At 28.6% G+C, this 13,411-nt stretch carries 15 protein-coding genes; 2 read left to right on the top strand and 13 right to left on the bottom strand.

Annotation, left to right across the window (positions count from 1 at the left end):
* Nucleotides 1-2: 2 nt before the first annotated feature.
* From CUEA01_RS07150 to CUEA01_RS07125, 6 genes are all read right to left on the bottom strand, one after another.
* Nucleotides 3-1,121: a helix-turn-helix domain-containing protein gene (locus tag CUEA01_RS07150; protein ID WP_234120774.1), complete on the bottom strand. Its 1,119-nt coding sequence runs from the start codon at nt 1,119-1,121 to the stop codon at nt 3-5.
* Between the two features lie 240 nt (nt 1,122-1,361).
* On the bottom strand, nt 1,362-1,703 hold the full coding sequence (locus CUEA01_RS07145) for a hypothetical protein (protein ID WP_234120771.1): 342 nt from the start codon (nt 1,701-1,703) through the stop codon (nt 1,362-1,364).
* A 9-nt stretch (nt 1,704-1,712) separates the two neighbouring features.
* On the bottom strand, nt 1,713-2,132 hold the full coding sequence (locus CUEA01_RS07140) for a YtxH domain-containing protein (RefSeq protein ID WP_234120768.1): 420 nt from the start codon (nt 2,130-2,132) through the stop codon (nt 1,713-1,715).
* Between the two features lie 103 nt (nt 2,133-2,235).
* Complete coding sequence (locus CUEA01_RS07135) at nt 2,236-2,610, bottom strand: DUF6262 family protein (protein WP_234120276.1); 375 nt, start codon at nt 2,608-2,610, stop codon at nt 2,236-2,238.
* A 1-nt stretch (nt 2,611) separates the two neighbouring features.
* Nucleotides 2,612-4,588 carry a tyrosine-type recombinase/integrase gene (locus CUEA01_RS07130; protein WP_234120274.1) on the bottom strand — a complete coding sequence of 659 codons (1,977 nt, stop codon included), beginning with the start codon at nt 4,586-4,588 and terminating at the stop codon, nt 2,612-2,614.
* Nucleotides 4,581-5,708: a tyrosine-type recombinase/integrase gene (locus CUEA01_RS07125; protein WP_234120269.1), complete on the bottom strand. Its 1,128-nt coding sequence runs from the start codon at nt 5,706-5,708 to the stop codon at nt 4,581-4,583. The genes CUEA01_RS07130 and CUEA01_RS07125 overlap by 8 nt, the downstream gene beginning before the upstream one ends.
* A gap of 263 nt (nt 5,709-5,971) precedes the next feature.
* Between CUEA01_RS07125 and CUEA01_RS07120 the strand changes: the two genes are divergently transcribed.
* Entirely contained in the window at nt 5,972-7,087 is a 1,116-nt protein-coding gene (locus tag CUEA01_RS07120) for a methyl-accepting chemotaxis protein (RefSeq protein WP_234120765.1), read from the top strand.
* A 159-nt stretch (nt 7,088-7,246) separates the two neighbouring features.
* Here CUEA01_RS07120 and CUEA01_RS07115 read toward each other — a convergent pair whose 3' ends face one another.
* The 5 genes from CUEA01_RS07115 to CUEA01_RS07095 all read right to left on the bottom strand — a co-directional run bounded on the left by CUEA01_RS07115 (nt 7,247) and on the right by CUEA01_RS07095 (nt 11,586).
* The gene (locus CUEA01_RS07115; RefSeq protein WP_234120751.1) at nt 7,247-7,660 is read right to left on the bottom strand and encodes a hypothetical protein; all 414 of its coding nucleotides are present in this window, start codon (nt 7,658-7,660) and stop codon (nt 7,247-7,249) included.
* 106 nt (nt 7,661-7,766) lie between these two features.
* Nucleotides 7,767-9,206: a hypothetical protein gene (locus tag CUEA01_RS07110; protein ID WP_234120748.1), complete on the bottom strand. Its 1,440-nt coding sequence runs from the start codon at nt 9,204-9,206 to the stop codon at nt 7,767-7,769.
* A 14-nt stretch (nt 9,207-9,220) separates the two neighbouring features.
* Nucleotides 9,221-9,790 (bottom strand): winged helix-turn-helix domain-containing protein, encoded by a 570-nt coding sequence (locus CUEA01_RS07105; protein WP_234120745.1) that lies wholly within the window; start codon nt 9,788-9,790, stop codon nt 9,221-9,223.
* Nucleotides 9,791-10,051: 261 nt separating this feature from the next.
* Nucleotides 10,052-11,053: an amidohydrolase family protein gene (locus CUEA01_RS07100; protein ID WP_234120731.1), complete on the bottom strand. Its 1,002-nt coding sequence runs from the start codon at nt 11,051-11,053 to the stop codon at nt 10,052-10,054.
* Nucleotides 11,054-11,127: 74 nt separating this feature from the next.
* Nucleotides 11,128-11,586: a MarR family winged helix-turn-helix transcriptional regulator gene (locus tag CUEA01_RS07095; RefSeq protein WP_234120729.1), complete on the bottom strand. Its 459-nt coding sequence runs from the start codon at nt 11,584-11,586 to the stop codon at nt 11,128-11,130.
* A gap of 162 nt (nt 11,587-11,748) precedes the next feature.
* Between CUEA01_RS07095 and lexA the strand changes: the two genes are divergently transcribed.
* Nucleotides 11,749-12,360 carry a transcriptional repressor LexA gene (gene lexA, locus CUEA01_RS07090; RefSeq protein ID WP_234120726.1) on the top strand — a complete coding sequence of 204 codons (612 nt, stop codon included), beginning with the start codon at nt 11,749-11,751 and terminating at the stop codon, nt 12,358-12,360.
* A 123-nt stretch (nt 12,361-12,483) separates the two neighbouring features.
* On the opposite strand, the gene CUEA01_RS07085 is transcribed toward lexA, so the two are convergent.
* Both CUEA01_RS07085 and CUEA01_RS07080 read right to left on the bottom strand, forming a co-directional pair.
* Entirely contained in the window at nt 12,484-13,059 is a 576-nt protein-coding gene (locus CUEA01_RS07085) for a DUF2812 domain-containing protein (RefSeq protein ID WP_234120715.1), read from the bottom strand.
* Nucleotide 13,060: 1 nt separating this feature from the next.
* On the bottom strand, nt 13,061-13,366 hold the full coding sequence (locus tag CUEA01_RS07080) for a PadR family transcriptional regulator (RefSeq protein ID WP_234120712.1): 306 nt from the start codon (nt 13,364-13,366) through the stop codon (nt 13,061-13,063).
* Nucleotides 13,367-13,411: the final 45 nt, after the last annotated feature.

Here is a 13,411-nt window from a genome sequence, read left to right as displayed (position 1 = left end):
TTTTATGCCTCCTCACAATTATTTTTTAGCTTTTCTACTATACTTTTAAAACGTGAATTATCCTTAAGCACTGCAAAATTGGCATTACCTATTACAGAATTAAGCATGTTTTCTTTTATAGTCTTTTCATCAGTTACAGGATTTACTCCAAGATCAAGCTGCAAAAACCAATCATCCAATAAATCAAAGAAATCATCCCCATGCAGTTTAATGGGATAAATATCGCCTAATGAAATTTCTGTGTATTTATTTAGTATATCCAAAGCTTTATCTTCTTCTCCTAAATTTGCATAGCCCTGCGCTGCACATATATAGACCTTTAATAAAAATGTTGGGTGAAGCTTTTCCATATTAAAAGCCTCTGTAACTTTAAACACCCTTCGGAATATTTCTTCATATTTGTCTTTATCATTAGTATAAAAAGTGCTGTAAAGATTAAAAGCATCAATTAAACTCAGTACATATTGGTACATGCTAATCTGCAAAGTTTCTTTGGCATTTTCATTTTTACCAAGCATTTGATATGCCATCGCTGTTATGGTTTCATTAGGCATCATTACCCTATTATTTGAATCTTCCAGTAATTCAAGTGCACCTTTTGGATCAGCAGTATATATACAACAGACAGCCTCTATTTTTAATGCATTTGTAGCTAATTCTACATCTCCACTTTCCAACTTTACTCTTACAAAAAGCTCCTTTACTTCATGCAATAAAGCCATTTGCTCTTCTCTATCTTTTAAAAGAAAACTATGATTGAGTAGAAGAATTCCCATTTGAAGCAAAAGTGGAAAACATGAATAATATTTTTTTATAATTTCGCGGCAGTGCTTTATAACTTCATCAAAGGGTTTCTCTGCAAAATCTGCTGCTAATTTATGATAAAGCTTATTTATATCTTCTTTTGTCATTTGTGGTTCATATCCAATTAATTCATCAACACTGATGTTAAAGTACGCTGCAAGCTGCGGCAGGAAAACAATGTCAGGATAGCTTGAGCCTGTTTCCCATTTAGAAACCGAAGCCTTTGAAACTCCAATATAATTTGCAAGTTCTTCTTGTGTTACTCTCTTTTCTCTTCTTTTATTTACAAGTACCTTTGCTAAATTTATTTCTTTCATAGGACCCTCCTTATAGGTATAGCAGTTTAAAGAGCAAGATTCCAAATACCAAATGTGTCATGTTAAATTGTAATTTAACAGGATAAACTTGATATTTATAATTTTGATTTTTCAGATAGTATCTCTATGCCTATATTGTATGCAAAAAAAATCAACCACTCAATGGATTTGTGGTTGATTTAAGTTAAAAAAGTCAACTAATAAGAAACAAAAAGACAAATAGGACAGCATAAAGCTGCCTTATTTGTCTTTTTTAAAAATTGCTTTTATTATATTTACAATACCCTTAATAATCCCTAGATATTCAGAAATATTATTCTTAGCCTCCACCGCAGATGCTGTTGTTTCTGTTACCACTTCAGCTACAAGCTTTGCATTTTCTGTTATATCCAACATATTTTCAGAAATTTTAGGAAGGTTGTCCATAACCTCTGAAATATTCTTTTCATTTTTATCAATAATTAAATTGACTTTTGAAACTATTTGAAATAATTTATGAATAAGAATAATTAAATATAATAAAACTGCTACAAATAACACGGCAAGGCAAACTAAACCTAAAGTTGATAATTTAATATACATAGCACACCTCTAGTTATTTACGGAATTATCCTCTTCAAGATTTTCTTCTTTATTAGAAACTTCCTCACTTGAAGTCTCCTCACACTGAGTGCAAGTTTCATCTTTTTTTGCTGCTTTTGATTTCTTTTCTGCAAGGTATGTTGATATTTTTTCTCTTGCTTCAGAAATATTTGATTTCACTTCACTATTCTTATCCTTAATGCTATTTTTTACATTAGCTGCATTTTCTTTAATTTTAGAATTTACTTCTGAAGTTTTTTCAACTATATCTTTACGTGCTTCTTTTCCAGACTTAGGCGCAAATAACAAGCCACTAGCTATTCCTGCTGCTATACCACTAAAAGCGCCTATAGCAACCTTTTTAGCTTCTTTTCTTCTTTGTTCCTTGATTTTTTTCATTTTTCTATTCTGTAGTATTTCTTTTAACATTCCAATCACCTCATTATTATATCTCGTGTAGCGTATGCTACACGGATTGATTCTATTTAATTTATACATTGATTATATATAATCAATGTAGTTTATATTTTGTTTATATCTTTTCATATAATTTTCCTCTGAGAACTTCTAATTCTCCTTTAAGTTTTCTGTTTTCTTCTTGAATTTCCTTAATCTTTTTATCTTTTGCAAGTATAATAATATCTTTCGACTTATCAGTTTTATTATATTTAAGTTTTTGTTTTATAACTTTTTCAGTTTGTTTGTATCTAAGTTCTTCAATTCTTTTCTTAATTTCTTCATTTTTATATAAAAAATTTTTAGATACTCCACTTAAATTAGATACACTATTAAAATTAATTTTATGTTCGCCAAGAGATAGTTCTCTAATGGCTTTATCTACTTTTTCTAATGTCATTTTAGTTTTATTTTGAGCATATTCTTTCAATCCTTTAGTATTTCCAGCCATCTTATGCTTCCTCCCTTGACTTACCATTTTTATGAATAATTTTCTGCTCTTTAACTCTTATCAATGTATCTTCTAATAATTTTAAATACGTCTTATTCTTTTCTGCCCATAGTTCTCTACCACATCTATTACTTACTTCTATTTGAGATTTTACTTTTTCAATTTCTTCCTCATATTCAGGAATATTTTCAACTGTAGTGCAGAAACTAGCACAAGTTAAACAATGATTCATTTGTTGTTTACAAGGTAATTTAGAAGGTTTAAAACATACTCCAAAAGGTACTCTAACTGCATCTAAATTCTTTTTAACATACTCATATCTTATTAAATTTTCACCTGCGTCAGAATTTAAATCTATTTTTTCAAGCTCATTAGTTTTAGTATCAACTTTAAATAGTTCTAAATCCTCCGTATTCTTCCACTTTTCATAAAGAACATTTTCTGTTACTGTTGCATAATGAACCGTCATTTGAAGACTCTGATGCCCTAATATTTGTTGTATAATGCTAATGCCCATACCTTGTTCTACATATTCTTTAGCCCTTGTATGCCTTAATGAATGAAGTCTAAAATGATATAACTCACCATTGACATCTAATATATTTTTCTGCTTAATTAACCTTTGAATTGTAAGCAGTAAAGATTGCTTACTTAATGGGATTCCTTTTAATTTTCCTTCATAAGTATTGAATAAATATTTCTTAGGATTATTTTCATCTGTACTTAATTCCTTAGCTTTATCATTGGCTTTTTGAACCATTTCAGCAACCTTATCTCTTATAGGTATTTTAAGTTGTGCTATGCCTGTTTTAGTTATTTCACCACAAAGGTAGTAGTTATAAGTTTGCTCTTTGTTATTCCAAATCTGTTCTAAACAATTATTAAATCTTAGATTTAATATATCAGTACCACGCCATCCTGTTTCCCTAAGCAAGATATAAATAGGTATAAACTGTGGTCTATCTAAATGCATAATATTATTATCTATTTGCTTTAATATAGGTTCTGGGATAAATTTAGTTCTATTTAAAGAATCTGCAAATTTCTCTATCTTTGGCATATCATCTTTAAATACGAGGTAATTTATTTCTTTTTGTGGAGCTGTTTCAAATTGAGCCAGTTGAATATATTCTAAAAAAATTCTTATTTGAGATAAATATCGATGTTTTTCGTGTGTTGAGGCGTTTGCTTTATCTTGATATAAAAAACTTACATATTTTTCAATATCTGTTCTTGTAAGACTTTCTATAAATCCATCTTTATATCCCAATGAATAATAAAATTTAAAAAAATATCTTAAATAAACTAAAATATTAAAACAATGGTCAAACGACTTCTTCCATATTATATGTCTAAAATACCGTTTTACTGTTTCTTTATAATACTCTGGAATTTCATTAAAGTTCAATGATGAACTCTTTCTATTTTGAGTAGCTCTTATCTTTAAACCTTTAATATTTTTTGAATACCATATATCTTTTTCAGTTTCTTCTCTGTCATCATAGTAATTTTGAATAAAATCTATAACATACAATATGTTATTCATCTCAGTAGCATTAATTTTTCCCTTATCTGATATCTTAAATCCTACATTCATAAGATAATTTTTAAATTTAAACTTAAAATCATCACCATTTATAATATTAAAAGTTATACATCTTAAATAATAACTATTAAGAAAATCACTAAAATGTTTTAATGTTGAAGCTAAACATACTATATAGGAATTTTTCAGTAAATTTTCTTTAAAACTATATATAATATAAAATTTCAATTCATTCTTTAGAGCTTCATTATTTATATTAGAAAAATTAATATTTTTATAACTTCTTATAACTTTTCCAACGAAAAAGTCCTTAGTTAAATCCCATTTATCATTTTTCAACCAATATCCATTATCTTGACTAAGATACTCAATGATTTCTTCATATTTACTTTGTTGATTACTTTTAATATCTTGTATCTTCACACTATTCATCTCCTTCGTTGTAAATATCTAAGTCCAAATTAGGTTGAGTTTTATTAAACTCTTCCGTTATTTCTTTTTCTGAAGGATGAATATATGTGTTTAAAGTAGTATAAATATTTTTATGACCAGCTCTTATTCTAAGTAACTCTGGTTGCCAACCTGCCATTCTAAGAATGGTTAATGAACTATGTCTAAACATATGTGGCGTAACGTATATACCAGTTTTCTTTTTAAGTGTTCTAAATAAATTATCAACGTCAATATAGTTCATTGGTTTATATTGATTATTACCACTTATCTTTATAAAAATATGATTAGTTTCAACTTCCTCAGTATGATATTCAGCTATATATTCCATAAACATATCAGCAAGATTTTGAGATATATCTATTCTTCTTGGACTTGATACCGTCTTTATCTCAGCATTATTTTCAAGTTCTCCTCTATCTTTAAGGTCGATTATCATATCACTTATATCAAAATCTTCAATCCATAAGGATAAGGCTTCGCCTATCCTAAATCCAGTCTCATATAAGAGTAATAACAAAAATTTATCTCTAAAATTATTGCAAGTATTTATGAGCATTGTAATTTCTTCTTTGGTTAAAGTTTTAGGTTTAGATTTTGGTATTTTAAGTTTTAATATATTACTTGTAACTTTTTTCTTATCATAGGCTATTCCATATAAGAATCCTTTAAAGTTTCTACTTGGAGTAGAAACGAATTTTTTAAGCCTTTCTGAAATATTATTGCTATACTCTTCATGCCTTAAAATATAGTCGTAGAACATTAAAACCGTATCTATTATAATATTTATAGTCCTTGGACTTCTTGCTGAATCTATTTTGTTAGTAGGTATTACTTTTAAACTCTTATAAGGATTCTGCAACCAATTAACAAACAATGATAAATCATCTATGGTTATATTTTGAAAATCTAATTTCCTTTGTTCTAAATATTCAAAATATAATTTTAAATGTTGACAATACATTCTTAATGTATTTCTTGCATAATTAGTGTTATCTTTAAACCTTATAAATTTTAAAATTGGTTCAATAGGTAACCCCTCATCATCAGCTACAAAGTATCTTTCCTTATCGTCTTCTGTTCTTACTCTTACTACTTCCATTTTTCTATATTCACTCCTATGATTTACTTATTTCAATCATAGTTTTTACTATAACAACTTTAATTATTCTAACTATCTATATAGTAATTTAAGTCATATTTTTATATAAAAGTAGTACATAAAATACTGTAAATACTATTTAATTTCCTACACTATATTCAATTGATCAAACAAATTGGGTTTTAGGCATAACTATATCAGAAGCAGAAATTTATAAACCGCTTCAAACTTTATTATATGCTTTAGTAATGCTAATAGCACTAATGATTATTTTAGTTTCAATTGATGTAATTATATTTAGCAATTATATAACCAAAAACATAAAAAAAGTTAATACCCTTTCCGAAACTATTTGCAGTGGAGATCTTACACAGAATATAACTATAAATTCTAATGATGAGCTCGGTTCAATGGCATTAAACTTAAATACTATGGCTGAAAATTTAAGAAATGTATTTAAATCTTTTGGAAACAATCTTGATAATATTGTTGGCACTGCAGAAGAATTAACTGCCAGTACTGATCAAACTGAAGCAGCTGCAGAGCAAGTTGCTTTAACAATGCAAAATATTTCTACCGAAGTAGAGTCTTTAGCAAACAGCACAAAAGAAATTTCTTCATCTGTAGATAAAATTCATTCTTCTATTGGAAATGTTAAAGATAATATAAATATCACTGCTAATCTTTCAAGTTCAGCTTCCACAACTGCACAAAATGGAGATAAAATTATAAATGAAGCCATTGATCAAATTAGTGAAATAGAATCATATGTAAAAGACACTGCTGAAATTATAAATACTTTGAGCGATAAATCCAAAAGAATTGATAGCATAACTGCTCTTATAAACGATATAGCTTCACAAACAAATTTATTAGCTTTAAATGCTGCAATTGAAGCCGCTAGAGCTGGAGAACACGGAAAAGGCTTTGCTGTTGTCGCCGAAGAAGTTAGAAAGCTATCAGAAGAATCAAGCAATGCTGCTCATGAAATTGAAAATTTGATTGGTGATATTCAAAATGAAATAAATAATACTGCCAAATCTATGGAGAATGGTACTCTTGCAGTTGAAAAAGGTACTCATTTAATTCAAAATGCAGGGAATTCCTTCCACGATATAGCAACATCAATAAAAACAGTTTCAACCAAAATAAATGAAGCTGCTCATGAAATTGATAGTATTTTTAATCACTCAAATGTAATGGCAAACAATGTATCAAGTATCTCAAATTCAGCAAATGTAACATCGGATAGCATTCAAAATATTGCAGCTACTTCTGAGGAGCAATCCGCTTTAATGAAACAAGTTGCTGAAGCAGCTGAAGCTTTAACCCAAATAGTTGTTGAATTGCAATCTCATATAAACAAATTTAAAATTTAGCATTCGAGCGCTTTATCTATAAAGGTATACCACCTTGAAACTTAAAATTTATTTGTACCACAATGCCGCCTTTTGGGCATTGTGGTACAAATAAATTTGATATATCTATATCAAAAAACCACTTACAAATTCAACTTGTGAGTGGTTTTTTAATAGTCGTTATTTCTGCTTTTTGATAACAAACATTCCAGGATAAGTTTCTTCAGTATATTTTGTCCTTTTTTCTTCATCTTCTAATATTTCATTCAATCCATCAATATCATCTATTAATTCTAAATCAACTTCTTTATCATCTGTATTAACATAATCATCATCATAATCGTTTAAAAGCTCATTTTCATTAACCAAATTAGTCTCTTCTGTTTCTTCTTCATCAAGTTCTTCTTCATATTTTTTAATTTCAGTCTCATCTTCTATTACATCATCTATTCTTATTGAACGCGTATCAAACCCATCAATATTTAAACATTTTCCGCAGTTGTTACATATTTTTTCTGGGTTTAAATCGCACTTATCACATTCACCGCAATCATCACATACTTTATTTGAATTAAGGACACAAATTTTTTCCATAAAATGCACTACCCTCTTTACAATTTAATATTTGGAACATAATATAACTTCGAGTTTCCATGAAATTATATTATAGCAAAACTAGTGAATTAATTCAATAGATTTTTTATAGAATATTATTTTCATCAATAAATCTTCCATCTTCTCTATCTGATAATATTTTGTTAGCAGCTTCAAGGGTTATTTTAGGAAAACTCATAAGTTGCATTATAGATGCAGTATTTAGATTAATCATCATAGCTTGAGTATTTAAATCTGAAAAAGAAATTTTAGGTGCAGTTACCCTCTTATTTTCAATCCATAATTCCTTTGGAACATTTTGACCAATGGATATCTCACCTTTTATAACTTTGCTGCATAAAGCTTTTATATGTTTTCTATATTGTAGTATCGAATTGCTCACAGCTTCTGCCATTCCAAACATTCCTTCAATTGCAATTTGCTCATATATCCTTCCTGCGTCATTTTCAATAGTTTTCCCAGCAGTTATATTTATAAATATATTAATAATTCTTTCCTTATCCTCTGGAAAATATTCACACCAATTTTCTATGAAATTAATTAGCACAGGTGAATCCTCTTTTATTCTATCAGCCAAATTATACATAACCCATAAAATTTTAATTAGAACATTTTCATATGGACTAAATACATCTTTAATATCTGCGTTAGCTGGCAGCGTTTTTATTAAAAATTTATTATAAATGTGCCTATAAGTATAATTTTTTTGCAGGATTTTATCCGTACATATATTATACAAGATAGTTGCCACAACTCCCTCGCATGAGAGCATTTCTGCCCCTGTTTTAAGCTTAGTTGCATCAAAATTGGGCGAAACCTGTTCAAGTAACAAGCTATTTTCTATACTTAAGTTATCAACTTTAGGCATAAATTTTTTATATATAAAATTATTTTTAAAAACGCCCTCATACCTTAAATCTTTATCAAAATTGCATATCCAAAGCTTCAAAAAATTACATTCAAAATTAAAATTGTTACGTTTTATTTCTAGATACCTTGGTACATTTTCGCATGTTACACGTTCAAATTGTTCTGCAAACCCTTCGTCAAAAGCTGTAAAATAATCTGTTATGCACTGAGAAAAATGAGGTATAGAGGATTTACCATGTGGAAAATTAGGCAATAAATTTTTTAACATAGTATGAGCCAATTCATGAGTATAAATGTACAATTCACCATTTAATACCCTCTCTTCATCAAGTACTAAATCAACATAATTAAGCTCTGGAAAATATTCATAAGACTCGCCTTCTTTTATATGTAATCCGGTTCTAGGAAAACACCCTTCATTTTCAGAAAGATATAAAACATTGGGGCCATAAACATTTTTAGATAAATTTCTGCTGCACTGGAGAATTTTTATCATAGATTTAAAAAAAGGATGATTAAGCTCTTCCATTATTATGTTATAAAGCTTTAAATCTTTGGAAAGCTTACTTCCTCTAAAGTTATTTGGATTTTCAGCTTTAACTATACAAATTTTCTCTTGCGGATTTGGAAATATAAATTCATCGTAATTTAACACGTTTTACCACCTTCTTATTTTTTTGCTTTTCCCAAATTATGAAGATTCTCTTTAAAACTTTCTCTATTATCATAAGAAAGCCTTCTATAGAGCGATGCTGCTGTTATATAAGCATTTATTCCAAAAGTAGTTGCCGAATATTTTCCTGAAGCTTCTTTTTCAATTAAACCAAGCGATAAAAGATCTCTTATATGATGATGAAGATGCCCTCCCGTCATACCTGTAACTGCAGTAAGTTCACTGCTGGCAAGTTTATTTCGTGATAATTGTTTAAGTATAAGGATTCTTTGTTTAGATGCTAAAGCACTACAAAGTTTTGCAATATCTTCATCATTTTCTTCTAAGCATAACGTTTTAAAACTTGTTAAATGAGCATTTACACCATGTTCTTCATCTGGAATAATAGCCTCAAACATAATCCAATCATCCAAGCTATATTTTAACTTTAAAGGTTCTAATATTTTTTCTATTTTATTCAGTGCATCTGTAAATTCATTTTTTATTTCATTTTGATTTTTTGTATTTTGTGGGAATACTGCTTTTTCCAATCTTTCTAATCTTTTAAGTATATCTTTTTCATCCATATAAAAATCTCTTTTCTTGTATATAATTTTATATCTAACTGTATATAATTATATACTTAAATATACATGTAGGCAATAAAAACTTATAGATATAGCAGTTTAACCAGGAAAATTGTCGGCACATTAAAAGTCACTTATAGAAAATATTTATAAAAAGAAAAATACAACCGTATGTAAAACATATATGGTCGTATCTTTCTTTTTAGGTATAACAGCAACATTACTATATATCTTAATAGAAAAATTTTTTCGTAATAAATTTTACTCATCTTTTAAATTTGAAAATAAATTTAGCGCATTATCACGATAAACAGCACGATGCTGATCATTATCAAGTAAATTAGTTTTATCTAAAGCATCAGCCAATACAATGCATCCAGCTTTTGACGTATAGGGATAATCACTTCCATATAGCAGATGATCAGCACTAACAAGTTGTAAAAGTGCATCCAATTGTCTAGGAAGACAAACCCCAGCTACATCAAAATATAAATTTTTTAAAGCATTATATATATCTACCTTATCTTCATTTGTCTTAATCGATGTCATTTGAATTGCACCAGCAATCCTATCAGCAAGTATTGGCAAAAAAGCACCAGCATGAGGAATAATAAATTTAATATCGGGAAACTTCTTTAATGTCCCTTTTAATATCATATTAATTACAGTACGAGTTGTATCAAAGAAAAATTCCATCATAGGAATAGGCAAATCTTCAACAACATTTTCAGGAATACTACTAGGTTTATTGGGATGAATAACAACCACAGCTTTATGCCTGTTTAACTCTTCAAATATAGGATCTAAACAAGGATTTCCTAAGTATACCCCATGAGTATTAGTAGGTAAAGCAAAACCATCCACATGTAAAATATCTTTTGCATATCGAATTTCGTCTATACTATCTTTTACATCAGGCAATGGCAAAGAAGCAAACAAACCAAATTTATCAGGATATCTTTTTACAAGTTCTGCTCCCTCCTCATTTACTTTTCTAGCTAAAATTTTAGCATCGGTTTTATCTCCAAAATTAATATGCGGTGATGATATTGATAGCATGGATTTAGATATACCAAGCTGTTCCATTGTTTTTAAATGCTCTTCTGGATCCCATTTAGGAATGGGAAATCCGTCTGGATTTTTTTTACCACTATTTAACAAGGCATCCTTATACGCTTGTGGCAGATAATGCACATGCATATCTATTTTAGGTATACCATCTCCTTTATAATCTCTTATTAAATTTTCTAAATTAATTTGCATAATTTTCTCCTCCTATATTTTAAATAATGTGAAAGAGTTTTGAATCATTTAAAAATTGCAGTATAAACAATTCATTAGCTTTCATTAGTATTTTTCAATATTTGATTAAAGTCAGCACTTGCAGCTCTTTCAGCCATTAACTGCAAACCACCCAAAATAGTATTCTTAGTTTTTATATCCATTCCTGTTGTGATAAAGTTTTTCCATTTTTCTAAAGATGAAAATATTTCTTCTTTGCAATCTCTTGCTTTATCAGTTAAGTAAAGTCTTTTAACTCTTTTGTCTGTTTCATATTGTTTTCTAATTAAAAATCCTTTTTGGCTAAGTGATTTTATTGATTTTGCAGTTATTGTTTTATCAATAAATAATAATGAGGATAATTCTTCTTGATTAATACCTTCATTATCATATAGATTTGATAGAAAAATGCATTCAGAATAACTAATATCAATATTTCTTAGAGCATTACTTATGTAAGCTTGAGACTGTCTGTTTAATACGCCTACAAATCTTTCAATATTCATTCTTTCCATGTTCACCCCCATTTTTTTATTTAGTTGAATAGTTCAACTATAATATAGCGTATTTAGTTGGATAATTCAACTATTTTTTCTTTAAATACAGAACATTAGTTTGCATGCAAATAATACTTATGGTATAATTTTTCATATAAATAAAATTTGTGAGGTGTAATAATGGCAGTGTATAAAGATAGAGACGTGCAGAGTGAAATTTATGAATTTATAAGGCAAGAAGTATTAGACAAAGGTTACCCTCCATCAGTAAGAGAAATCTGTGCCAAGGTAGGTCTTAGTTCAACTTCCACAGTACATAGTCATTTATCAAAGCTTGAAAAAAAAGGATTAATAAAAAGAGATCCTACAAAGCCTAGGGCTATAGAAATAATTAAAGATCCAATTGCGAAAAAAGAAATGATAGATATACCTATTATCGGAAAAGTTCAGGCAGGACAGCCTATTCTTGCCGTAGAAAATATAGAGGATTATTTCACTATACCTTTAAACTTTGTTAGAGGAAATGATGATTTATTTATTTTAAAAATCAGTGGCGAAAGCATGATAGAAGCTGGCATTTATGATGGAGATTTAGCTATCATTGAAAAGGCAAGTTATGCTCAAAACGGAGAAATAGTTGTTGCATTAATTGAGAATGAAGCTACAATTAAGAGATTTTTTAAAGAGGAAAATGTAATAAGGCTTCAACCTGAAAATCATACTATGAAACCTATTATAGTTAAGGACTGCAAAATTGTGGGCAAATTAAAAGCTATCTATAGAAAATATTGATTAAAGCAAAGATGCAGCCACATGTAAAGCATATGGTTGCATCTTTATTTTGAAGATTACTATATTTATAGATAGTAAGACAGTCTGAATTATTTAATGTATTGTTAGTAAGCTTTAGACATTCTAATTTTCTTTTAACATAAAATATTGGCGATATGCTTTTAAGTAGCTAATTCCTGAAAATGCACACATAATTAGTGGAAGCAATTTAATAATTACAAATGGTGTTTCAAATAAAAATGCTTTCCAAAATAGTGAGCTTTTCATATTCCAAAGTCCTTTATTATATAAACTATATAAACTTGAATCTTTGTATGTCATATAGCAAATTATCAAAAACATAACTATTAATGATAGTGAATAGTTCATTAATCGCTTATAATAATAAATTTTTGATTCCTGGTCAGAAAAAATATCCTCATGACCATCAGCTAACTTTTGCCAATATTGAATACTTCCAAATCTTGAACCTCTTATATGTTTCCATCCGAAATCTTCATATATTGCTTTGTATTCTTCAAACTTTTCTACTGACATATAATTTTGATAATCCAATCGTATAACATAGTCTTTGCTAGTATTTTTAAATGTATATACTCCTAGTGAGCTAATGTTTGAACAGAGATAACCCATTTGTAATTGGTTATTTAACCATTTCTCTTCCTTAATAATATTGAAGAACTGTTTAACTTTCTTCATCTCACTCTCTCCTTTCATACAAAGATATAATATTAAGTAATCTCTCTCGCTCAATTTTTAAAATTTCCATTCCTTCATCTGTGATTTTATAAACCTTTCTTCTATCAGTTTCACCAGCCACTGGCTCAATCCAACCATGTTTATTTAGATTTTCAATTGCGCCATACAAAGTTCCAGGGGCTAATTTTACAGTACCTTTGCTCATTACTTCAATCTTTTGCATAATTGCATAACCATGAAGTGGCTGACGCAAAGCTAATAAAATATAATGCATAGTTTCAGATAATGGTAACAGGGGATGTTTCATATTTTCACCTACTATTCAGTTTGACTATATAGTTTAACTGAATAC

The sequence above is a fragment of the Clostridium hydrogenum genome, from assembly GCF_021432385.1.
GTDB classification, from domain to species: domain Bacteria; phylum Bacillota; class Clostridia; order Clostridiales; family Clostridiaceae; genus Clostridium_S; species Clostridium_S hydrogenum.
Note: the sequence above shows the minus strand (reverse complement) of the source record. Positions and strands in the feature narration are given on the sequence as shown.